15 protein-coding genes are annotated in these 22,517 nt (G+C 62.2%); 11 read left to right on the forward strand and 4 right to left on the reverse strand.

Annotation, left to right across the window (positions count from 1 at the left end; translation table 11 throughout):
• Window positions 1–2: 2 nt before the first annotated feature.
• Entirely contained in the window at window positions 3–902 is a 900-nt protein-coding gene (locus tag ACLD1Y_RS04605; RefSeq protein WP_429475870.1) for an ABC transporter permease, read from the forward strand.
• Window positions 899–2,527, forward strand: a complete 1,629-nt coding sequence (locus ACLD1Y_RS04610; RefSeq protein WP_429475872.1) for a dipeptide ABC transporter ATP-binding protein — start codon at window positions 899–901, stop codon at window positions 2,525–2,527. Before ACLD1Y_RS04605 ends, ACLD1Y_RS04610 begins: the two co-directional genes overlap by 4 nt.
• A gap of 153 nt (window positions 2,528–2,680) precedes the next feature.
• Here the strand turns inward: ACLD1Y_RS04610 and ACLD1Y_RS04615 are convergent, their stop codons facing one another.
• From ACLD1Y_RS04615 to ACLD1Y_RS04630, 4 genes are all read right to left on the reverse strand, one after another.
• Window positions 2,681–4,021 (reverse strand): ABC transporter substrate-binding protein, encoded by a 1,341-nt coding sequence (locus ACLD1Y_RS04615; RefSeq protein WP_429475873.1) that lies wholly within the window; start codon window positions 4,019–4,021, stop codon window positions 2,681–2,683.
• Window positions 4,022–4,196: 175 nt separating this feature from the next.
• Window positions 4,197–5,210, reverse strand: coding sequence for a 4-hydroxy-2-oxovalerate aldolase (gene dmpG / locus ACLD1Y_RS04620; RefSeq protein WP_429475875.1), 1,014 nt, complete (start codon window positions 5,208–5,210; stop codon window positions 4,197–4,199).
• Between the two features lie 10 nt (window positions 5,211–5,220).
• Window positions 5,221–6,159 carry an acetaldehyde dehydrogenase (acetylating) gene (locus ACLD1Y_RS04625; RefSeq protein ID WP_429475877.1) on the reverse strand — a complete coding sequence of 313 codons (939 nt, stop codon included), beginning with the start codon at window positions 6,157–6,159 and terminating at the stop codon, window positions 5,221–5,223.
• Window positions 6,160–6,202: 43 nt separating this feature from the next.
• Window positions 6,203–7,510, reverse strand: coding sequence for an MFS transporter (locus ACLD1Y_RS04630; RefSeq protein ID WP_429475879.1), 1,308 nt, complete (start codon window positions 7,508–7,510; stop codon window positions 6,203–6,205).
• Window positions 7,511–7,708: 198 nt separating this feature from the next.
• On the opposite strand from ACLD1Y_RS04630, the gene ACLD1Y_RS04635 reads away from it, so the two are divergent.
• From ACLD1Y_RS04635 to ACLD1Y_RS04675, 9 genes are all read left to right on the forward strand, one after another.
• Window positions 7,709–9,448 (forward strand): IlvD/Edd family dehydratase, encoded by a 1,740-nt coding sequence (locus ACLD1Y_RS04635; RefSeq protein ID WP_429475881.1) that lies wholly within the window; start codon window positions 7,709–7,711, stop codon window positions 9,446–9,448.
• A gap of 103 nt (window positions 9,449–9,551) precedes the next feature.
• Window positions 9,552–10,274 carry a FadR/GntR family transcriptional regulator gene (locus ACLD1Y_RS04640; protein ID WP_429475883.1) on the forward strand — a complete coding sequence of 241 codons (723 nt, stop codon included), beginning with the start codon at window positions 9,552–9,554 and terminating at the stop codon, window positions 10,272–10,274.
• Between the two features lie 52 nt (window positions 10,275–10,326).
• A complete protein-coding gene (locus tag ACLD1Y_RS04645) occupies window positions 10,327–11,736 on the forward strand; it encodes an FAD-binding oxidoreductase (protein ID WP_429475885.1) in 1,410 nt (469 codons plus the stop codon).
• Between the two features lie 320 nt (window positions 11,737–12,056).
• Window positions 12,057–13,424: a cytochrome C gene (locus ACLD1Y_RS04650; protein ID WP_429475887.1), complete on the forward strand. Its 1,368-nt coding sequence runs from the start codon at window positions 12,057–12,059 to the stop codon at window positions 13,422–13,424.
• Window positions 13,421–13,933, forward strand: a complete 513-nt coding sequence (locus ACLD1Y_RS04655) for a sorbitol dehydrogenase (RefSeq protein ID WP_429475889.1) — start codon at window positions 13,421–13,423, stop codon at window positions 13,931–13,933. The genes ACLD1Y_RS04650 and ACLD1Y_RS04655 overlap by 4 nt, the downstream gene beginning before the upstream one ends.
• Entirely contained in the window at window positions 13,930–16,152 is a 2,223-nt protein-coding gene (locus tag ACLD1Y_RS04660) for a GMC family oxidoreductase (RefSeq protein WP_429475891.1), read from the forward strand. The genes ACLD1Y_RS04655 and ACLD1Y_RS04660 overlap by 4 nt, the downstream gene beginning before the upstream one ends.
• A 444-nt stretch (window positions 16,153–16,596) precedes the next feature.
• Complete coding sequence (gene mexE, locus ACLD1Y_RS04665; RefSeq protein WP_429475893.1) at window positions 16,597–17,838, forward strand: multidrug efflux RND transporter periplasmic adaptor subunit MexE; 1,242 nt, start codon at window positions 16,597–16,599, stop codon at window positions 17,836–17,838.
• 15 nt (window positions 17,839–17,853) lie between these two features.
• A complete protein-coding gene (locus tag ACLD1Y_RS04670) occupies window positions 17,854–21,033 on the forward strand; it encodes an efflux RND transporter permease subunit (RefSeq protein WP_429475894.1) in 3,180 nt (1,059 codons plus the stop codon).
• Complete coding sequence (locus ACLD1Y_RS04675; protein WP_429475896.1) at window positions 21,030–22,445, forward strand: efflux transporter outer membrane subunit; 1,416 nt, start codon at window positions 21,030–21,032, stop codon at window positions 22,443–22,445. Before ACLD1Y_RS04670 ends, ACLD1Y_RS04675 begins: the two co-directional genes overlap by 4 nt.
• The last annotated feature ends 72 nt before the right edge of the window (window positions 22,446–22,517 follow it).

Below are 22,517 nucleotides of genomic sequence, written 5' to 3' on the forward strand. Positions count from 1 at the left end.
CCATGACTGTCCTCGAGCAAAACCTGCGCGGCAACGCCCTCCCGGCCAGCCACCCGCTGTGGCGCCGCCGCAGCCGCTTGCAACGCAGCGCCGCGGTGGTGTTGCCATTGTTGCGCCGGCCCGGTTTCAGCCTGGCGGTGCTGTTGGTGTTATTTGCCTTGGTGTCGGCCGTAGCGCCACACCTGCTGACCAGTTTTGACCCCTACGCCACCTCCCCCGTCGACAAACTGCGCGCCCCCAACCTCACCCACTGGTTCGGCACCGATGAGCTGGGCCGCGACCTGTTTACCCGGGTGGTGTACGGCTCCAGCCTGTCGATGCTGGCGGCCTCGCTGGCGGTGGGCATCGCCCTGTTGGGCGGTTTGGGGCTGGGCATTGTGTCGGGCTTTGCCGGCGGGCGTGTCGACTCGGTGATCATGCGTTTTGTCGATGTATTGCTAGCCCTGCCCGGCGTATTGCTGGCCCTGGCGATTGTCACGGCCATCGGCTTTGGCACGGTGCCGGTGGCCATCGCGGTGGGCGTCGGCATTATTCCGGGGTTCGCCCGCACCACCCGCGCCGAGGTGCTGCGGGTCAAGACCTTGCCCTATGTGGAAGCCGCGCGCCTGGGCGGGGCCAGCTGGGGGCGCACGTTGCTGCTGCACATTTTGCCCAACGCCTGGGGCCCGGTGGCGGTGTTGGCTACGTTGGATTTCGGCGCCGCCATCCTCGCCACCGCTGGGCTGAGTTTCCTGGGTTTTGGCGCTGTGCCGCCCGCCGCCGAATGGGGCACCTTGATCGCCAACGGCCGTCACTTCCTGATCACCGCTCCTTGGGTGTCCCTGCTGCCGGGCCTGTTCCTCGTGGCGGTGGTGTTCAGCCTTAACCATATCGCCCGCACCTTCGAGGAGAACCCGCGATGAGCGCTTTAGTGGATGTTCGTCAACTCAGTGTCAGCTATCGCACCCATGGGCAGGTCAACCAAGCGGTGCGCTCGCTGTCGTTTGCTATTGCACAGGGCGAGACGGTGGCGATTGTCGGCGAGTCGGGCTCGGGCAAGTCCACCCTGGCCAACGCGATCCTTGGCCTGTTGCCAGCCAATGCGCACATCAGCACCGGGCAGTTGTGGGTGGACGGCAACGACCTGACCCACGCCAGCGAACGCCAGAAGCGTGGCGTGCGCGGGCGCACCGTCGGCCTGGTGCCCCAGGACCCGATGGTCAGCCTCAACCCCACGCTGCGTATCGGCCAGCAAATTGCCGAGGCGCTGGTCCTGGGCAAGGGCCAGGGCAAACGTTACCCCGGCGTGGATGCCGACATTGTCGAACTGCTGCAACAGGTGGGCATCAACAACCCAGTGCTGCGCGCCCGCCAGTACCCCCACGAGCTGTCCGGCGGTATGCGCCAGCGCGTGTTGATCGCCATCGCGCTGGCCGGCAACCCGCGCCTGATCATCGCCGACGAACCCACCAGCGCCCTCGACGTGACCGTACAGCGCAAGATCCTCGACCACCTACAACGCCTGGTCAGCGAGCGCGGCATCGCGCTGCTGATCATCACCCATGACCTGGGCGTGGCCACCGACCGCGCCGACCGCATCCTGGTGATGCAACAGGGTGAATTGGTGGAACAGGGGCCACCCGGCCAGATCCTCACCGCGCCGCAGCATGACTACACCCGGGCACTGATTGCGGCGGCGCCGGCGTTCGCCAAGCGGCGTGAACCGCTGATTCGTATCGATCCCATGGAAGAGCCGATCCTGAGCCTGAAGAACGTCGGCAAGACCTTCGCCCTGCCCAAGGTCAAGGGTGAGGACAGCACCTTCGTGGCCCTGGAAAACCTCAACCTGGAGGTGTATGCCGGCCAGACCCTGGCGATTGTCGGCGAGTCCGGCTCCGGCAAAAGCACCGCCCTGCGCATCGCCCTCGGCTTGGAAAAACCGACCCAGGGCCAGGTGTGGTTCGAACAGCAAGACGTGACAAACCTGAGCTGGCGTGAGTTCCGCCCACTGCGCCAGCGCCTGCAACTGGTGCAGCAAAACCCATTTGCCGCCCTCGACCCGCGCTTCACGGTGTTCGACAGCATTGTCGAACCCTTGGTGTCGTTCGGCTTGCTCAAAGGCCCGGCCCTGGAACAGGCGGCACGGGAGCTGATCAGCCGCGTGCATCTGCCAGTGAGTTTCCTCGATCGCCTGCCACGGGAGTTGTCCGGCGGCCAATGCCAACGGGTGGCCATCGCCCGCGCCCTGGCGTTGAAGCCGGATTTGTTGCTGCTGGATGAGCCGGTGAGTGCGCTGGATGTGTCGGTGCAGGCCCACATCCTCGACCTGCTGGAAGAGCTGCAACGGGAGTTGGGCATTGCGTATGTGCTGGTGTCCCACGACCTGTCAGTGGTGGCCAACTTTGCCCATGAGGTATTGGTGCTGCGCAATGGCAAGGTGGTGGAGCAAGGGACGGTGGACCGTATCTTCAACCGCCCGGCCAGCGATTACACTCGGGAACTGATTGCAGCGATTCCGGGGCAACAAGCCACCGCTAGCGCCGCCTGAGAAGCTATTGTAGTGAGCGGGCTTGCCCCGCGCTGGGCTGCGAAGCGGCCCCAGTAAGACCGCCACGGAGTTTCAGGAAGAACGAGTTGTCTGAGTTTAGGGCGGCTTCGCCACCCAGCGCGGGGCAAGCCCGCTCACCACAGAGACCTACAGTTACTGCGCCGAGCAATCCCGAGCCGCAATGCCCTTCTCCTGGGCGTACGCAGCAGACTTGGCTTCGATCAACGGACGCAGGGTTGCGCGGTCGGCCTGAAGCCAATCGGTCACCAGCACCCACTTCTGCCCATCCCACTGCTGCACCCGTGCCGAGCCGCCGCCTTCATGGTCGGCGCAGGACAGTTTCAATGGCGCCAGCAACCCTTCCAAACCCAATGCCTTTAGGCGCGCAGCGTCGATGTCCAAGTGTTCGAAAGCCCAGCGGGTTTCCTCACCATTCAACGCCCGGTTACCAAACTTGGCCTGGCCGGTGCGCAGGGCTTCGACGGCAATCGCGGCGTTGATCAGGCCAATGTTGTAGTAAACCTTGCCGAAGTAGCTGGGGTCCTTGAGGTTGCTCTTGCCCGGATCGAGGATGAACTGCTTAAGCCTGCGGTGGATCTCAAAGGTTTCGCCGCCGGGGAATGGCGCCAGTGCCTGGTAGCCTTTGGCAGCCGTGCCAGCGGGAATCACATCGGCCTCGGAGCCGGCCCATACATCGCCAATCAGGCGATCCACCGGCACGCCAAAGCGCACGGCGGTCTTGATCGCCACCGGCGTGGACACGCCCCAGGTGCGTAGGAACACCCAGGACGGATTGATCTGGCGCACCTGGCGCCATTGGGTAGATTGCTCATTGCCGGGGTCGGCGACCGGGATCTGGATATTTTCGAATCCGTACTTCTCGGCCAACAATTGCATGGCCGCCTGGGTTTCCCGGCCATAAGCCGAGTCGTGGTAGACCGTGACGATCTTCTTGCCCTTGAGCTTGTCCAGCCCGCCTTCACGCTCGGCGATGTAGTTGATGCCCACCGAGGCCTGGCCGTAGTAGTTGAGTAGCAGCGGGAACGCATAGGGAAATACGCGGCCATCGGTGGATTCGGTACGCCCACCGGCCCCGTCGATCAGGGGGATATGGTCCTTGGCGGCACGCTCCATCAACGCATAGGACGCGGGCGTGCTGTGGGTGAAGAAGAACCCGGTGGGCGCGCCGTCCAGGCCGTCCTTGTAGCGCTCGTAGCATTCGATGATGCGGTCGGTCTTCCACTCGGTCTCGCATTCCTGCCAGACCAGCTTGACCCCGTTCACGCCGCCCTCGACCTCGTTGATATAGCGAAAGTAGTCAATTTCCCCCGCCCACCACGGAATACCGCTGGAGGCATAAGCACCCACGCGGTAAGTGGCCAGGGGGATGAACTGTTGATCATTGGCCGCTTGGACGGCGGCCGGCAGCAGTGCGCCCAAGGAACTGAGCGCCACCAGGCTGGCGATGAGTGTGCGTTGCAAAGCGTTGTGCATGGCTGTGGGTTCTTATGAAAAGGGGTCGGTTGGGTCACCCCACCCAACACACAATTCATGCCAACGCTATAAGCCTTTAAATTCAATGACTTGAATTAGATCCCAAACACCACTGGCGGCGCCAATCGGGCAGTTTATTGAACCGCTGTTGCGCCACCAACACTTGCTGACGGGCTCACGCCCGAGCGTTGAGCAAGTCCAGCGCCACATCCACGATCATGTCTTCCTGGCCGCCCACCATACGGCGTTTGCCCAGTTCTACCAGGATGTCGAGGGTCTTGAGGCCGTACTTGGCGGCGGCGATTTCGGCATGGCGCAGGAAGCTTGAATACACACCGGCATAGCCCAGCGCCAGGGTTTCACGGTCGACCCGTACCGGGCGGTCTTGCAGGGGGCGCACGATGTCATCGGCAGCGTCGAGCAAGGTGTACAGGTCGGTGCCGTGGTTCCAGCCGAGGCGGTCGGCGGCGGCGATGAAGACTTCCAGCGGCGCATTACCGGCACCGGCGCCCATGCCGGCGAGACTGGCGTCGATACGGTCACAGCCCTCTTCCACCGCAGTGATGGAGTTGGCCACGCCCAGCGACAGGTTGTGGTGGGCGTGCATACCGGTTTCGGTTTCCGGCTTGAGCGTGGCCTTGAACGCCCGGAACCGGTCGCGTACATCTTGCATGTTCATCGCGCCACCGGAGTCGGCCATGTACACGCAGGTGGCGCCGTAGCTTTCCATCAGCTTGGCTTGGGCGGCCAACTGCTCGGCCGGGATCATGTGGCTCATCATCAAGAAGCCCACGGTGTCCATGCCCAGCTCACGGGCGTATTCGATGTGCTGCTTGGACACATCGGCCTCGGTGCAGTGAGTGGCGATGCGCACCACGCGGGCCCCGGCGTTGTAGGCGGCCTTGAGGTCGTGCACCGTGCCGATACCCGGCAGCAGCAAGGTGGTGATCTTGGCGTGGCTGATCACATCGGCGGCCGCTTCGATCCATTCCAAGTCGGTGTGGGCGGCAAAGCCGTAGTTGAAACTTGAACCTTGCAGACCGTCACCGTGGGCGATTTCGATGGCATCGACCCGTGCCTTGTCGAGTGCGCGGGCGATGTCCTGTACGTTCTGGATCGAATACTGGTGGCGGACCGCATGGCTGCCATCGCGCAGGGTTACGTCGGAGATATACAGCTTTTTAGTCATGTCGGTTTCCTTAGGCCTTCAGCAGCGACTGCGCCATACGCTCGGCGGTTGCCAAGGCTGCAGACGTCATGATGTCGAGATTGCCGGCGTAGGCTGGCAGGTAGTGGGCGGCGCCTTCGACCTCAAGGAACACAGAAGTCTTGAGCCCCGAGAACGTGCCCAGGCCTGGCAGGTGCAGCGGCGCGTCTTCGGGAATCACATCGAACTGGACTTTCTGCTTGAGCCGATAGCCCGGCACGTAGGCCTGCACGGCAGCGGCCATCTCCACGATCGAGGCTTCCACCAGCGCCTGGTCGGCGGCTTCGGACAATACAAACACGGTGTCGCGCATCATCAGCGGTGGCTCGGCCGGGTTCATCACAATGATCGCCTTGCCCTTGGCCGCGCCGCCGATCACTTCGATGGCCTTGGAAGTGGTTTCGGTGAATTCGTCGATATTGGCGCGGGTGCCCGGGCCCGCCGATTTGCTGGCAATGGACGCGACGATTTCGGCGTAATGCACCTTCGCCACCCGCGACACCGCAGCCACCATGGGAATGGTGGCCTGGCCGCCGCAGGTGACCATGTTCACATTGAGTTGCGCCAGGTTCTGCTCCAGGTTGACCACGGGTACGCAGTACGGGCCGATAGCTGCGGGGGTCAGGTCGATCAGGCGGATGCCGGGCTTGATCGCGCGCAGCAACGCGTCGTTGCTGACGTGGGCGCTGGCCGAGGTGGCATCGAACACAAAGTCGATGTCCTTGAACACCGGCATGCGCGCCAGCCCTTCGACACCTTCGTGGGTGGTGGCCACGCCCATGCGCTGCGCGCGGGCGAGCCCATCGGAGGCCGGGTCGATGCCGACCATCACCGCCATTTCCAGATGCTTGGCGTTGCGCAACACCTTGATCATCAGGTCGGTGCCGATGTTGCCGGAACCGACGATGGCCACTTTCAATTTTGCAGTCATGTAAACACTCCAGGTCGGCGGGCGTCCGTGCCCGCCTGGGCAATCAGGACGCCTGGCCCAGCGCGGGGTTAGGCGCGGGCGCGGCTTTCTTTTCCAGTTTTGTGTAGACGATGTAGGTCAGCACCACGCCCGAGAGCATGACTGCCGCGAGGAAATACAACCCGGACGACAACGTGCCGGTGTACTCCTTCAACGCGCCGATACCGAACGGGCCGATGTAGCCGCCCAGGTTGCCGAACGAGTTGATCAGCGCAATGCCCGCCGCTGCCGAGGCCCCCGATAGGAAACGGCCCGGCAGTACCCAGAAGATCGCAGTCACCGAGAACAGGCTGAAGGCGGTCAGGCACAGCGCGGCCAATTGCAGGGTGGGCAGGCTCAGCCAGGCGCTGAGGAACAGCCCCACTGCCCCGAGGATGTACAACACCGTGAGGTGCCCGTAGCGGTCGTTCAGTCGGTCGGAACTGCGCGGCACCAACAGCAGGCCGATCACACCGAACACATAGGGGATCGCCGAGATAAAGCCGGTGGTCAGGTCACTGCCACCGAACTGCTTGACCAGCGTGGGCAACCACAGGCTTAGGCCGTAGGTGCTCAAGGTGCTCGGCAAGTACAGCAATGCCAGCAGTAGCACGCGGCGGTCAGCCAGGGCGCGCAAGGGGTTGGTGTGTTCGGTCTGGCCGTAGGTGTCACGGTCTTTATGCAGCTCGCTGAGCAACCAGCGGCGGTCGGCTTCGGCCAGCCAGCGTGCATCCTGTGGCGTATCCGGCAACAGCTTCAACGTCGGCCAGGCCAACAGGATGGCCGGCAGGCCGATGGTAATGAACAGCCACTGCCAACCGGCCAGGCCCCAGATGCCATTCATGCCCAGCAGCCAGCCGGCCAAGGGTCCCGTGACCATCAGCGCAACCGGCTGGGAAAGAATGAAGAAGCCCAGCACCTTGCCGCGATGACGCACCGGGAACCAGCGGGTGATGTAGTACAGCACGCCTGGGAAGAAGCCCGCCTCGGCCGCGCCGAGCAAAAAGCGCATCACATAGAAGCTGTAGCTACCCTGCACAAACGCCATGCCAACGGTGATCGCGCCCCAGGTGATCAGGATGCGCGCAAACCAGCGCCGTGCACCGAAACGCTCAAGCAGCAGGTTGCTGGGCACCTCGAAAATGAAATAGCCGATAAAGAACAACCCGGCGCCAAAGCCGTAGGCCATGTCGCTCAGGCCGATATCGGCGTTCATATGCAGTTTGGCGAAGCCCACCGCCGAGCGGTCGATGAACGCGACGAGGTACAGCAGGATCAGGAAGGGGATCAACCTGAGCGTGAGCGTGCGAATAATCCGAGCGTCCGGATTCATAGTCTTCTCCATCTTTGTTTTTGTTATGGAATGCGTGGCTCTGGCCGATCTGCCAGCGATACGACAGCCGCTGGCGTGGGCAAGTGAAGAAAACGATATAGTAATACAAATAAGCACGCAATCATTTCAAAGTGGCTTTTTATAGGGTAGATTCGTCGTGTAAATTTTGATTAGTCATACAATAAGAGTGACCGTGCCATGACAGGTAAAAAGACTGTACTTCGCTCCGCCCAGTGGTTTGGCACCTCCGACAAGAACGGTTTCATGTACCGCAGTTGGATGAAGAACCAGGGCATCCCGGACCATGAGTTCCAGGGCAAGCCCATCATTGGCATCTGTAACACCTGGTCCGAGCTGACCCCCTGCAACGCCCACTTCCGCAAGATCGCCGAACACGTCAAGAAAGGTGTGCTGGAGGCCGGTGGCTTCCCGGTGGAGTTCCCGGTGTTTTCCAGCGGCGAATCGAACCTGCGCCCGACCGCCATGCTCACCCGCAACCTGGCGAGCATGGACGTGGAAGAAGCCATTCGCGGCAACCCGGTGGATGCGGTGGTACTGCTGACCGGCTGTGATAAAACCACCCCCGCCCTGCTGATGGGCGCCGCCAGTTGCGACGTGCCGGCCATCGTCGTCACCGGCGGGCCGATGCTCAACGGCAAGCACAAAGGCAAGGACATCGGCTCCGGCACCGTGGTGTGGCAGATGCACGAAGCCTATAAGGCCGGGCAGATCAGCCTGGATGAATTCCTCTCCGCCGAAGCCGGCATGTCGCGCTCGGCCGGTACCTGCAACACCATGGGCACCGCCTCCACCATGGCCTGCATGGCCGAAGCCCTGGGCACTTCCCTACCCCATAACGCCGCGATCCCGGCGGTGGATTCGCGTCGCTATGTACTGGCGCATTTGTCGGGCATGCGCATTGTCGACATGGTGCACGAAGACCTGCGCCTGTCGAAGATCCTGACCAAGGCCGCGTTCGAGAACGCCATCAAGGTCAACGCCGCCATCGGCGGTTCCACTAACGCTGTCATCCACTTGAAAGCCATCGCCGGGCGCATCGGTGTCGAGCTCGACCTGGAAGACTGGACCCGCGTCGGTCGCGGCACCCCGACCATTGTCGATATGCAGCCGTCCGGGCGCTTCTTGATGGAAGAGTTCTACTACGCCGGTGGCCTGCCGGCGGTGATCCGCCGCCTGGGCGAAGCTGGCCTGCTGCCCAACCCCGATGCACTGACCGCCAATGGCAAGAGCATCTGGACCAATTGCCAGGCATCGCCCCAATACAATGACGAAGTGATCCGCCAGATCGATAACCCGCTGGTGGCCGACGGTGGCCTGTGCATCCTGCGCGGCAACCTGTCGCCACGCGGCGCGGTGGTCAAGCCCTCCGCCGCCACCCCGGAACTGATGCAACACCGTGGCCGTGCGGTGGTGTTCGAGAACTTCGACGACTACAAGGCGCGCATTGCCGACCCAGACCTGGACGTGGACGAAACCTGCGTGCTGGTGCTCAAGAACGCCGGCCCCAAGGGTTACCCCGGTATGGCCGAAGTCGGCAACATGGGCTTGCCGCCAAAGGTGCTGGCCAAGGGCGTAACTGACATGGTGCGTATCTCTGACGCGCGCATGAGCGGCACTGCCTACGGCACCGTGGTGCTGCACGTGGCACCGGAAGCCGCCGCTGGCGGGCCATTGGCCGCGGTGCGCAATGGTGACTTCATTGAGCTGGACTGTGCCGGTGGCCGCCTGCACCTGGACATCAGCGACGAAGAGCTGCAAGCGCGCCTCAGTGACCTCAAACCGGACACCAGCGCCAAGATCTTCTCCAGCGGTTATGCGCGCCTGTATGTCGACCACGTGCTGCAAGCCGACGAGGGTTGCGATTTCGACTTTCTGGTGGGCTGCCGTGGCTCCGAGGTGCCGCGCCACTCACACTGACCCGATGCTGCGCGCCAGGCGCTGGCGCGCATTTCCATCAAGCCAAACCGATCTGAGAGCGATGCTATGATGCAGCGTATTTCGTCAGAGCCACGTCGTCGTCATGAATTACCAAACCCTTCAACCCGGCAAAAGCATGCATGCGCAGATCGTCCAGGAGCTGGGCATGCACATCGTTTCCGGGCGCTTCAAACCCGAAACAAAGCTGCCGGCCGAAGCCTTGCTGTGCGAGGAGTACAAGGTCAGCCGCCCCGTATTGCGCGAAGCCACTCGCGTACTCAGCGCCAAGGGCCTGGTGTACTCCAAGACCCGCGTGGGCACCGTGGTGCGCCCACGGGTGGAGTGGCACTTGCTGGACCCGGACGTGCTGTACTGGCTGATGCAGTCAACGCCCCACAGCGAGTTCTTCCGCACCCTGGCCGGCGTACGCAGGATTCTCGAACCGGAAATCGCCGCCCTGGCGGCCACCACCGCGACGGATGCGGATATCGCCAACATCGAGGATGCCTACCAGCGCATGGAGGCGGCAAAAAGCCCCAGCGAACTGCTGCAACCCGACCTGGACTTCCACCGCGCCATTGCCAGCGCCACCCACAACGATTTGCTGGCCTATATGTGCAACATGCTCTCCCTGCCGCTGCGCGAATCCATCAACGTGACCAACCAGCGGCCCAATACCCAGGCACTGAGCCTGCCACGCCACAAGGCGATTCTTACCGCGATCAAAAACCGCGATGCCTTGAGCGCACGTCACGCCTCATTGGTGCAGCTGGACGACACCCGTTCCGCACTCGATACCGTCATGAACGTACTGACTCCGTTGTAGCCCTGAGTGCAGGGCGCATGGGGCCAGCATTTGCCCCCCGCCGGAGTCCAAAATGGCCTTGACCCTGCCCCAAAATCTGCTCAACGCCCTCGCCGAACGGTTGGGCGAACACTTCAGTACCGCCCAGGCGGTGCGCGAACACCACGGTCGCGACGAATCGCTCTACGACCCGGTGTTGCCCGACGCCGTGGCCTATGCGCGCAGCGTCGAAGACGTCAGCGCTATCCTGCAACTGTGCCACGCGCACCGCGTGCCGGTGATTCCCTACGGCAGCGGCTCATCCTTGGAAGGCCACCTGCTGGCGGTGCATGGCGGCATCAGCCTGGATGTGTCACTGATGGACCAGGTGCTGTCGTTCCAACCAGAAGACCTGAGCATCACCGTACAGCCCGGCATCACACGTAAGGCGCTGAACGAATACTTGCGCGCCAGTGGTTTGTTTTTCCCCATCGACCCCGGTGCAGACGCCAGCATTGGCGGCATGTGCGCCACCCGCGCCTCGGGCACCAACGCGGTGCGCTATGGCACCATGCGCGAAAACGTACTGGGCCTCAATGCCGTACTGGCCGATGGTCGTGTGCTGCGCAGTGGCTCCAAGGCGAAAAAATCCTCGGCCGGCTATGACCTCGCGCGGCTGTTTATCGGCAGCGAAGGCACCTTGGGGGTGATCAGCGAAGTCACCCTGAAACTGCATCCCCAACCCGAAGCCATCAGCGCGGCGGTGTGCAGTTTTCCCTCCGTTGCCAGCGCCGTACAGACCGTGATCGAGACGATCCAAATGGGCGTGGCCGTGGCCCGCGCCGAACTGGTGGACACCCTGGCAATCCAGGCCCTGAACCGCTACGCCAAACTCACGCTGCGCGAAGCGCCCACCTTGTTCCTGGAGTTTCATGGCAGCGCTGCCAGCGTCGCCGAACAGGTAGGCATTGTTGAAGAACTGGCCAGCGCCAATGAAGGCCAGGGCTTCGAGTGGGCGACCCAGCAGGAAGAACGCAACCGTTTGTGGAGCGCGCGCCATAACGCGCTGTATGCGTTCTTGCAACTGAAGCCGGGATGCCGCGCGCTGTCCACCGATGTGTGCGTGCCGCTGTCACGCCTGGCTGAATGCGTGGTCGGCGCCGAGCAAGACTTGCGCAAGTCCTACCTGCCCGCGCCGATTTTTGGCCATGTGGGCGACGGCAACTTCCACGTCTGCCTGCTGCTCGACCCGGACAGCCCAGAGGAGTTGGCCGAAGCCGAGCGCCTCAACCACGCCATCGTGCACCGCGCATTGGCGGCGGGTGGCACCTGCACCGGCGAGCATGGCGTGGGCCTGCACAAGATCGATTTTTTGCTGGAAGAACACGGTGAGGTGGCCATTGACACCATGCGCGCCATTAAGCACGCGCTGGACCCACTGGGCCTGATGAATCCTGGCAAGATCTTTCGGCGCAAGGGCAGCGAAACCTCAACATTTGCCTAAGCGTGACCTGAGTTACAGCGGCGGCGCCTGCTCGCGAGGCAGGTGCTGGCTTGCCTGCGAAAGCGGTGTTCCAACCAGTGCCGCCGCCTTCGCAGCCTCGCTAAAGCTCGACAGCTCCCACATTTGCACCGCGTACGCCCACTTGCCATGCGATCACCTGTCGGAGCTGGCCTGTGAGATTGTTTTTATTACGAAAAAATCTAGTCGCCCATACACGCGTATTTCCAACCTTATCTACTCTCAAGCCCGCGCCAGGAGGCGCATTGAAGAGTCCATGACGGACCCACTGTCTCCTGGTGCCTGATGCCAAGGAGATACCGATGAGAAAGGAAACCCATCGCCCCCGGCCTGGGTTCGGCTGCGCGCTGTTTGGTGCATTGCTGAGCCCGCTGGTCGTCGCGGCCCCCACGCTGTCTACGCAAATCCCCTTCGATGTCACGGCCACTCCGCCGTTTTCCCTCACCAGCCTGCAACAGAACTTCGATGAAATGTCGTGGCAGACATTTATCGCGCTGAACTGGCCGGCCCTGGCCGATGGCAACCCCAATACCGGCGTGCAGATCGGCCAGCAGGACGCGGCCACGGTATGGGAAAGCTACAAGGAGAGTTACCAGGTGTTCTTGCCACAAGGGCAAAAGCCGTTGCCTTTCCGTGCGCCGGCGGCTGTGCCAGAAGCCTGCGATGGCAAGGGCTCCGGGCGTTTGCTGCAACAGATGGGCAAGGTTCCGGATGTGCTGGACGAGTTTATCCAGCCCTTTGAAAGCGGCCCGTTGGTGGACCAGAGCGGCGTGTACACGCGCAATGAAATCGTGGTCAACCAGTCGATGTTCGATGGCATCGTCAACAACGGCCTGTACAGCATCCAGGGCCAACAGGCGTTCTTTGCCGCCAGCCCCACCAATGCGGTGGCGTTCAGTTGCGGCAACCCGGCGACCAGCGAAGTGGGTTCGCTGATGGTCAAGGCGTCGTGGAAGGTGCTGGACGGCAACGACCAGCCGGGCAGTTTCCATACCGTGGATGCACTGGTGTATACGCCGGGCAACAGCGACCCGAGCAAGGGGCCGGTGGTGGCCGAATCCTGCACGGCCGAGCCGGTGGGCCTAGTGGGTTTGCATATCGTGCACAAGACCACCAGCGCGCCGCAGTGGGTGTGGTCGACCTTCGAGCATGTCGACAATGTGCCGGAAAAAACCACGCCGCCCGCCGAGCGTAAAGGGCCTTACCTGTTCTATAACGCCAGCAGCCATGCCGAGGTCAACCAGCCGCCGCCCCGCCCCTGGAACCCGGCAGTCAAGGCTACGCCGTCGCAAATCGTGCGGGAGATCCCGCTGACCGATGCCACGAAAGCGCTGAACAGCACCTATCAGAGCCTGTTGCGCACGGTGAATCCCAGCAGCGTATGGGCCAACTACCAGTTGATCAGCACGCAGTGGCCCACCCTCAGCGGCCAGCCGCCGTGCCAGATATCGGCCACGGTGCCGCTGGGCAAACCGGCACCGTCGTTCCTCGCCAATGCCACGCTGGAGACCTATATCCAGGGCACCGTGCCCCAGGCCTCATCCAGTTGCATCGCCTGTCACGGCAACGCCGCCACCCACGTGACCCAGTCGCCGCGCACCAGCTTTGCGGACTTCACCTACCTGCTCGAACGTGCCCAATCCACCGGTGTGACAAGGAGTCAGCCATGAGTACCGACCTGGACAACTTCACCGGCCTGAGCGTGGTGCTCACCGGTATCAATCAGGACCTCTTGGCGCCCTCCGTGGACCCCATTGGCCTGCCCACCACCTTCCTCAACTTCATCGGCCCGCGTCTGGGACAAGACGTACTCAGCGCCCTGCTGACCCAATACGCATCGCTGGTGGCCGAGCAGGCGACACCGCAGCAGATAGGCACGGCGGTGCTGATGCAGAACGGCCAGCCAGCCCCGACGCAAACCGCCCAGGCCGCACGCGCAATCATGAAACTGTGGCTGCTGGGGGTGTGGTACCAGCCGTATACGCAAGGCGCATTCCCGTCGGGCGAGCAAACCGTGGTCAGCGACGAGGCCTACACCCAGAGTTGGGCGTGGAATATCGCCCAGGCCCACCCCATGGGCTACAGCGAGTTCTTTTTTGGCTACTGGAACAGCCCGCCGCCGAGCCTTGAGGACTTCACCGGGGTACCCGCCAGCACGCAGCCAGGAGCATCGTCATGAGTACCGAACAAGCGGATGTGGTGATTGTCGGTGCTGGCCTTGCGGGCAGTATCATTGCCTATCAACTGGGCTTGGCAGGCGTGAAGGTGCTGGTGCTGGAGTCCGGCCCGGAAATCCCACCCAACCGTAACCAGTACCTGGAGCGGTTCTATACCGCGACGCTAAAAACCCCCGAGTCACCCTACCCGCCCGTGAGCACCTTGAGCCCGGCGCGCAACCCCGCCGAGCAGAACGCGCCCCGCGCCACCATTGCCGACCTGATCAATGGCTGGAACAACCCCGACGTCAGCTACCTGGTGCAAAAAGGCCCGCTGCCCTTCACCAGCACCTACGAGCGCGTAGGCGGCGGCACCACTTGGCATTGGGTTGCCACGTGCCTGCGCATGCTGCCCAATGACTTTCGCATGCAGTCGCTGTATGGCGTGGGGGTGGATTGGCCCATCGGCTACAACGACCTGCAAAGCGCCTATTGCCGAGCCGAAGCTGAAATTGGCGTGGCGGCCAATGTGGCGGACCAGGCTTACCTGGGTATCACTTTCCCTGCCAACTATGAATTCCCCATGACCAGCATCCCGCTGTCGCTGGTGGATGGCAGCTTTGTCAGCGCGGTACAGGGCCAGTCGTTCCAAGGCCTGCCCTTGGTGGTCAGCCCGACTCCGGCCGGGCGCAACTCCCAGCCGTATGCCGGGCGACGGGTCTGTGCGGGCAACACCAACTGCACGCCAATCTGCCCGATCCAGGCCAAGTACGACGCCACCGTAACCATGAACAACGCGCTCAACACCGGCAATGTGCGGGTGCTGTACAAGACCGTGGCGAGCAGGGTCACAGTGGCGGCGGACAACACCATCAGCGGCATCGAGTTCATCCAGTACCAGCTGGGCGATGGACCGGCGACAGGCACCGGTGTCGCCACAGGGCAACGTTATGTGATCGCCGCCCATGCCATCGAGACACCCAAGTTGTTGCTCAACTCCACCAGCAGCGCCTGGCCCAACGGCTTGGCCAATAGCAGCGGCCAAGTCGGTCGCAGCCTGGCGGACCACCCGATCTACCTGGCGTGGGGTTTGATGCCCGAAGGCAAGACGGTGTTCCCGTACCGTGGGCCGGTGTCCACTTCGGGGATTGAAAGCCTGCGCGACGGCGCGTTTCGCAGCCAGCGTGCGGCGTGGCGTATCGAGATCGGCAACGAGGGCTTCAACTGGCCGATTGGCGACCCTTACACCACCGTCGCCGACCTGATTGACGGCACCAACGTCAGCCGCACCAACCCGCTGCCCAACCCTCAGCCCAATGCAGGCGGCGCGCCACAGGTGCTGTTTGGCACAGCGTTGGTGCAGCAGTTGAACAACCTGCTTACGCGGCAATTTCGCGTGGGTTTCCTGGTGGAGCAAGTGGAGGAAGACCCCAATAACGCCAACTGCTACATCGTGCCCTCCAGCCAATACAAGGACCGCCTCGGCATCCCCCGCCCGGAGATCCACTACGACCTGTCAGACTACACCAAGGAAGGCTTCAAACAGGCACGCATCCTCGCCAGCCATGTGATCACCGAGCTGTTGGGCGCTACCGAACTGACCGCCGATATCGCACCCGGCGTGTTCACTTACCAGGGCGAATCCTATTCCTTCCAAGGCGCCGGGCACCTGATGGGCACCTACCGCATGGGCGCCGATCCCAAAACCTCGGTAGTGGACAAATACCAGCGCAGTTGGGACCACGCCAACCTGTTCCTGGTGGGCGACGGCGTATTCCCCACCACCGGCACCTCCAACCCGAGCCTGACCATTGCGGCGCTGTCGATCCAGGCTGGCGACACCCTGTGCAACGACCTCAAGGCCGTGACTGTGCAGGTGCAAGCCAACCAGCCCTGGCAAGGCACCGGCGTGCAGGTCAGCGGGCCGAGCCCACGGTTGGTGAGGTATGTGAGCGGCAAATGGTTGGCCAGTCCGGTGGGCGGCATGGTCGACGGCAATGGCAGCTCAGGCCTGGTCGCCAAGGCTGGCTACACCTTGCCGGGAGCCAATGAAGGCGCGCTGATCGGGCGTGTGGGCAGTGGCGGTACACCGTTTTTGGTGGGGGACTTGGCCGAGATTCCGTCGGGGCAGACCGGGGAATTGCAGCTGTGTATCAACGATGATCTGGAGGGTAGGTATGGGATTGGGTTGGGGGATAACCAGGGAGCGCTGACGGTGCAGGTGGGGTTTGGAGCGTTGTAGCCTGAGCAATCCATCATCTACCTGATACACGCACATCCAAATGCGGGAGCGGGCAAGCCCTAATGCCAGTCAGTTAAGGCAAGCGCTGTACCTGTGGCGAGGGAGCTTGCTCCCGTTGGGCCGCGAAGCGGCCCCAGCTCTTTGTTTTGAAAGACTGGGACTGCTACGCAGTCCAACGGGAGCAAGCTCCCTCGCCACTTGCTACTTCTTAACTGACTGGCATCAGGGCAAGCCCGCTCCCACATTTAAAGTGTATTGCACGCCCTGTAACAGTCCTTTGTCATCAACGACATTGATAGCACCCTAACGAAACCCCCATGCTAGAGGGCTAATCTCGCGCTTATATCATTCCGAATGATAGTTACCTTTGCTTCATTCGATTCGTGACATAGCACCTCGCCGCGCATGATCCGCCCATCTCAAATACATTGGCGGATGCACCTCATGGAACAGTCACTCAAACATTTGCGCTTCCCTCTGGCGATTCTGGCCGTGGTGGTGATGAGCGCATGCGGCAAGACCCCGGAACAAGCGGCCGCCATGCCTGCTGCTGCCGTCAGTGTGGCCAAGGTGCTGGAACAACCGGTCAACGAGTGGGATGAATTCACCGGTCGCCTGGAAGCACCGGAAACCGTGCAAATTCGCCCACGGGTCTCTGGCCAGATTGACCAAGTCGCTTTCACCGAAGGCGCTTTGGTCAAGAAAGGCGACCTGCTGTTCCAGATTGACCCGCGTCCGTTCCAGGCCGAAGTGCGTCGCCTTGAAGCCCAACTGCAACAAACCCGCGCCGCCGCGACCCGCAGCGATAACGAAGCCCAGCGCGGCGAGCGCCTGCGCCAGAGCAACGCGATCTCCGCCGAGCTGGCCGACTCGCGTACCACCGCCGCCCAGGAAGCCCGTGCCGCTGTTGCCGGTATCCAGGCGCAGTTGGACCTGGCCAAGTTGAACCTGAGCTTTACCCGCGTGACCTCGCCCATCAGCGGCCGCGTCAGCCGTGCCGACATCACCGCCGGCAACCTGGTGACCGCCGACGTTACCCCGCTGACCAGCGTGGTCTCCACCGACAAGGTCTACGCCTACTTCGACGCCGATGAGCGCGTGTTCCTCAAGTACACCGAACTGGCCCGCCAAGGCCGTCGCGGTGCTACTACCCCGGTGTACTTGGGCCTGTCCAACGAAACCGGCAACCCGCACCTGGGCCAGATGAACTTCGTCGACAACCAGGTCAACCCGGCCACCGGCACCATCCGTGGTCGCGCCGTGTTCGATAACAGCAAGGGCGAATACACCCCTGGCCTGTATGCCCGCCTGAAACTGGTGGGCAGCGGCACCTACTCCGCCGTATTGATCAATGACGAAGCGGTGGGGACCGACCTTGGTAAGAAGTTCGTACTGGTGATGGAAGGCGACAAGCCGGTTTATCGCTCGGTGGAACTGGGGCCGAAGATCGAAGGTTTGCGCATCGTGCGCAACGGTCTGAATAAAGACGACACCATTATCGTCAAGGGCCTGCAACGTGTGCGCCCAGGCTCGCCGGTCGCGCCGGAGACCATCCCGATGGCCAGCAAGGAAACCCTCGCCGCCTTGGCCCAACAACGACAAGCGCTTGAAGCCAGCAACCTGGAGCAAGTGGCGCCGGATAAAACCGCGCCCAAGCTCGCAGCCGTTGCGACTCCACGCGGTTAAGGGATACGACTCAAGATGAATTTTTCCAAGTTCTTCATTTCGCGGCCGATCTTCGCAGCGGTGCTGTCGCTGCTGATCCTGATCGCGGGCGCCATCTCGCTGTTCCAACTGCCGATCAGCGAATACCCGGAAGTAGTGCCGCCGACTGTAGTGGTGCGCGCCAACTTCCCGGGCGCCAACCCCAAAGTCATCGGTGAAACCGTGGCCGCTCCTCTGGAGCAAGCTATTACTGGCGTCGAGAACATGCTGTACATGTCCTCGCAATCCACTGCCGACGGCAAGCTGACGCTGACCATCACTTTCGCCCTGGGCACCGACCTGGACAACGCGCAGGTGCAGGTGCAAAACCGTGTAACGCGGACTCAGCCAAAACTGCCTGAGGAAGTCACGCGTATCGGTATCACCGTGGACAAGGCCTCCCCCGACCTGACCATGGTGGTGCACGTCACGTCTCCGGACCAGCGCTACAACATGCTGTACCTGTCCAACTACGCGATCCTCAATATCAAGGACGAGTTGGCACGTTTGGGCGGTGTGGGTGATGTGCAGTTGTTCGGTATGGGCGACTACTCCCTGCGTGTGTGGCTGGACCCGAACAAGACCGCTTCGCGCAACCTGACTGCTACCGACGTGGTGACCGCCATTCGTGAACAGAACCGCCAGGTGGCGGCCGGTGCACTGGGTGCGCAACCTGCGCCCAACGACACCAGCTTCCAGCTGTCGGTCAACACCCAGGGCCGCCTGGTCTCTGAGGAAGAGTTCGAAAACATCGTCATTCGTGCCGGTGACAACGGTGAAATCACACGCCTCAAAGACATCGCACGGGTTGAGCTGGGCTCCAGCCAGTACGCCCTGCGCTCGTTGATCGACAACCAGCCGGCCGTAGCGATTCCGATCTTCCAGCGCCCTGGCTCCAACGCCATCGACATTTCCAATGAAGTGCGCGCCAAGATGGCGGAGCTGAAAAAGAGCTTCCCCGAGGGCATGGATTACCGCATCGCCTATGACCCGACCGTGTTCGTGCGTGGCTCCATCGAAGCTGTGGTGCATACCCTGTTCGAAGCGCTGATCCTCGTGGTTCTGGTGGTGATCCTGTTCCTGCAAACCTGGCGCGCCTCGATCATTCCGTTGGTGGCGGTGCCGGTATCGTTGATCGGTACGTTTGCGGTGATGCACCTGTTTGGCTTCTCGCTTAACGCGCTGTCGCTGTTCGGCTTGGTGTTGGCCATTGGTATCGTGGTGGACGACGCCATCGTGGTGGTGGAGAACGTCGAGCGTAATATCGAGCTGGGCCTGGAGCCCTTCCCCGCCACTGAAAAAGCCATGAGCGAAGTGACCGGCCCAATCATCGCCACCGCGCTAGTGCTGTGTGCGGTGTTTGTTCCGGCGGCCTTTATCAGCGGCTTGACCGGGCAGTTCTATAAGCAGTTCGCCTTGACCATTGCGATCTCGACGGTGATCTCGGCGTTCAACTCGCTGACTTTGTCGCCTGCGTTGGCTGCGGTGTTGCTCAAAGGCCACAACGCGCCGAAGGATCGCTTCTCCAAGTTCCTCGACAAAATGCTCGGTGGCTGGTTGTTCCGTCCGTTCAACCGCTTCTTCGAAAAAGCCAGCCATGGCTATGTGGGCACGGTGCGCCGGGTCATCCGTGGCAGTGGCATCGCGCTGTTCCTGTATGCCGGTTTGATGGTGCTGACCTGGCTGGGCTTTGCTCACACGCCGACTGGTTTTGTGCCCGCCCAGGACAAGCAATACCTGGTGGCCTTCGCCCAATTGCCGGACGCCGCGAGCCTTGACCGTACCGAAGACGTGATCAAACGCATGTCCGACATCGCCCTGAAACAGCCGGGCGTGGAAAGCGCTATTGCCTTCCCAGGCTTGTCGATTAACGGTTTTACCAACAGCCCGAACAACGGCATCGTGTTCGTGACCTTGAAGCCGTTCGATGAGCGCAAAGACCCGAGCATGTCGGCGGGTGCGATTGCCGGCGCGTTGAATGGCAAGTACAGCAGCATCCAGGAAGCCTACATGGCGATCTTCCCACCGCCGCCAGTACAGGGCCTGGGCACCATTGGTGGCTTCCGCCTGCAGATTGAAGACCGGGGCAACCTGGGTTACGACGAGCTGTACAAAGAAGTGCAGAACGTCATCACCAAAAGCCGTGGCGTACCGGAGCTGTTCGGTCTGTTCACCAGCTACACAGTCAATGTGCCCCAAGTCGATGCGGCCATCGACCGTGAAAAGGCCAAGACCCACGGCGTGGCGATCAGCGATATCTTCGACACGTTGCAGATCTACCTGGGCTCGTTGTATGCCAACGACTTCAACCGGTTTGGTCGCACCTACCAGGTCAACGTGCAGGCTGAGCAACAGTTCCGCCAGGATGAAGACCAGATCGGCCAGCTGAAAGTACGCAACAACAAAGGCGAGATGATCCCGCTGGCGACCTTTATCAAGGTCAGCGACACCTCGGGCCCGGACCGCGTGATGCACTACAACGGCTTTATCACCGCTGAGATCAACGGCAACGCTGCACCGGGCTACAGCTCGGGCCAAGCTGAGGCGGCGATTGAAAAACTGCTCAAAGAAGAACTGCCCAACGGCATGACCTACGAGTGGACCGACCTGACCTATCAGCAAATCCTCTCGGGCAACACCGCGCTGTTTGTGTTCCCGCTGTGTGTACTGCTGGCGTTCCTGGTGCTGGCGGCTCAATACGAGAGCTGGAGCCTGCCACTGGCGGTGATCCTGATCGTACCGATGACGCTGCTGTCGGCCATTACCGGGGTGATTATCTCGGGCGGCGACAACAACATCTTCACCCAGATCGGCCTGATCGTACTGGTGGGCCTGGCGTGCAAGAACGCGATTCTGATCGTCGAGTTTGCCAAGGATAAACAAGCCGAGGGCCTCGACCCACTGGCGGCGGTGCTGGAGGCTTGCCGCCTGCGTCTGCGGCCGATCCTGATGACCTCGTTCGCGTTCATCATGGGTGTGGTGCCCCTGGTGTTGTCCAGCGGTGCCGGTGCCGAGATGCGTCATGCCATGGGTGTGGCGGTGTTCTCCGGGATGATCGGTGTGACCTTCTTCGGTCTGTTGCTGACGCCAGTGTTCTACGTACTGATCCGTCGCTATGTGGAGCGCCAAGAGGCGCGCAAAGCGGCCAAGGCCTTGAAGCTGGAGACACAGCAATGAGCGTGAAAGTATTTCTGCCGAGCTTGCTGGTACTGGCGCTGAGCGCCTGCGCCGTGGGCCCGGACTACAAGACCCAAAACCTGGAGGCGGCCAACATCACGGCCGCCGCCGACACCAAAAGCTACGACCACGCCAAGTACGAAGGCATCTGGTGGCAGCAGTTCGACGACCCGACCCTCGACCAACTGGTGACCCAGTCGCTGAGCGGTAACCGTGACCTGCGCGTGGCGTTTGCCCGCCTACGCGCCGCCCGTGCGATCCGCGACGATGCGGCCAACGACATCATGCCGGTGGTCACTTCCCGCGTGAGCAGTGATGTGGGCAAGGGCCAGATCCCCGGCCAGACCACCAAGCGCGTCAACAGCGAGCGTTATGACCTGGGCCTGGACATGGCCTGGGAAGTGGACTTGTTCGGGCGTATCCGCCGTAATCTGGAGGCCAGCGACGCCGACCAACAAGTCGCCGAAGCCGACCTGTACCAACTGCAAGTCACCATGATTGCCGAACTGGTGGACGCCTACGGCCAACTGCGTGGCGCCCAACTGCGCGAACGCATTGCCCTGGACAACCTGAAAAACCAGCAGGAATCGCGCACCATCACCGTGAGTCTGCGCGATGCCGGTGTCGGTGATCAGTTGGATGTGGAACGCGCCGATGCGCGTCTGGCAGCGGTCGAGGCCAGCGTGCCGCAATTGCAGGCTGAACAAGTGCGCGAGCGTAACCGCATCGCCACCCTCCTCGGCCAGCGCCCCGACAAGCTGACGGTAGACCTGAGCCCCAAAGACCTGCCGGCCATTGCCAAGGCCTTGCCGATTGGCGACCCGGGGCAACTGCTGCAACGTCGCCCGGACATCCTCAGCGCCGAACGCAAACTGGCTGCCGCCACCGCGCGTATCGGCGTGGCCAAGGCCGACCTCTTCCCACGGGTTAGCCTCAGCGGCTTCCTCGGCTTTACCGCCGGGCGCGGTTCGCAAATCGGTTCGGCCGCAGCGAATGCCTGGTCCCTTGGCCCGAGCATCACCTGGGCCGCGTTCGACCTGGGCAGCGTGCGCGCCCGTCTTCGCGGTGCGAATGCCGAAGCCGATGGCGCCCTGGCGACCTACGAACAGCAAGTGTTGCTGGCACTGGAAGAGTCCGAGAACGCGTTCAGCGACTACGGCAAACGTCAGCAACGCCTGGTCTCGCTGATCCGCCAAAGCGAATCCAGCCGCGCCGCCGCCGACCTTGCCGCGATCCGCTACCGCGAAGGCACCGTGGACTTCCTCGTGCTGTTGGACGCACAACGTGAGCGCCTGGCCGCCGAAGACTCCCAGGCCCAGGCCGAAGTGGACCTGTATCGCGGCATCGTCGCGATCTACAAAGCCTTGGGTGGTGGCTGGCAACCGGACACCGTGGTGGCCAGCAGCAAGTGATGTAAAGAGCTCCTTTGGTTGGTCGCATCCAGCCAATTTTTAGCCCTGCGGCCCATTCGGACGTGGGGCTTT

It is taken from the genome of Pseudomonas sp. 18175 (assembly GCF_050432925.1).
Classification (GTDB): domain Bacteria; phylum Pseudomonadota; class Gammaproteobacteria; order Pseudomonadales; family Pseudomonadaceae; genus Aquipseudomonas.

Excerpts from the sequence above, each read along its gene's own strand:
- ACLD1Y_RS04605 (WP_429475870.1), top strand. The coding sequence starts at position 3 with ATGACTGTCCTCGAGCAAAACCTGCGCGGCAACGCCCTCCCGGCCAGC.
- ACLD1Y_RS04610 (WP_429475872.1), top strand. The coding sequence starts at position 899 with ATGAGCGCTTTAGTGGATGTTCGTCAACTCAGTGTCAGCTATCGCACC.
- ACLD1Y_RS04615 (WP_429475873.1), bottom strand. The coding sequence starts at position 4,021 with ATGCACAACGCTTTGCAACGCACACTCATCGCCAGCCTGGTGGCGCTC.
- dmpG (WP_429475875.1), bottom strand. The coding sequence starts at position 5,210 with ATGACTAAAAAGCTGTATATCTCCGACGTAACCCTGCGCGATGGCAGC.
- ACLD1Y_RS04625 (WP_429475877.1), bottom strand. The coding sequence starts at position 6,159 with ATGACTGCAAAATTGAAAGTGGCCATCGTCGGTTCCGGCAACATCGGC.
- ACLD1Y_RS04630 (WP_429475879.1), bottom strand. The coding sequence starts at position 7,510 with ATGAATCCGGACGCTCGGATTATTCGCACGCTCACGCTCAGGTTGATC.
- ACLD1Y_RS04635 (WP_429475881.1), top strand. The coding sequence starts at position 7,709 with ATGACAGGTAAAAAGACTGTACTTCGCTCCGCCCAGTGGTTTGGCACC.
- ACLD1Y_RS04640 (WP_429475883.1), top strand. The coding sequence starts at position 9,552 with ATGAATTACCAAACCCTTCAACCCGGCAAAAGCATGCATGCGCAGATC.
- ACLD1Y_RS04645 (WP_429475885.1), top strand. The coding sequence starts at position 10,327 with ATGGCCTTGACCCTGCCCCAAAATCTGCTCAACGCCCTCGCCGAACGG.
- ACLD1Y_RS04650 (WP_429475887.1), top strand. The coding sequence starts at position 12,057 with ATGAGAAAGGAAACCCATCGCCCCCGGCCTGGGTTCGGCTGCGCGCTG.
- ACLD1Y_RS04655 (WP_429475889.1), top strand. The coding sequence starts at position 13,421 with ATGAGTACCGACCTGGACAACTTCACCGGCCTGAGCGTGGTGCTCACC.
- ACLD1Y_RS04660 (WP_429475891.1), top strand. The coding sequence starts at position 13,930 with ATGAGTACCGAACAAGCGGATGTGGTGATTGTCGGTGCTGGCCTTGCG.
- mexE (WP_429475893.1), top strand. The coding sequence starts at position 16,597 with ATGGAACAGTCACTCAAACATTTGCGCTTCCCTCTGGCGATTCTGGCC.
- ACLD1Y_RS04670 (WP_429475894.1), top strand. The coding sequence starts at position 17,854 with ATGAATTTTTCCAAGTTCTTCATTTCGCGGCCGATCTTCGCAGCGGTG.
- ACLD1Y_RS04675 (WP_429475896.1), top strand. The coding sequence starts at position 21,030 with ATGAGCGTGAAAGTATTTCTGCCGAGCTTGCTGGTACTGGCGCTGAGC.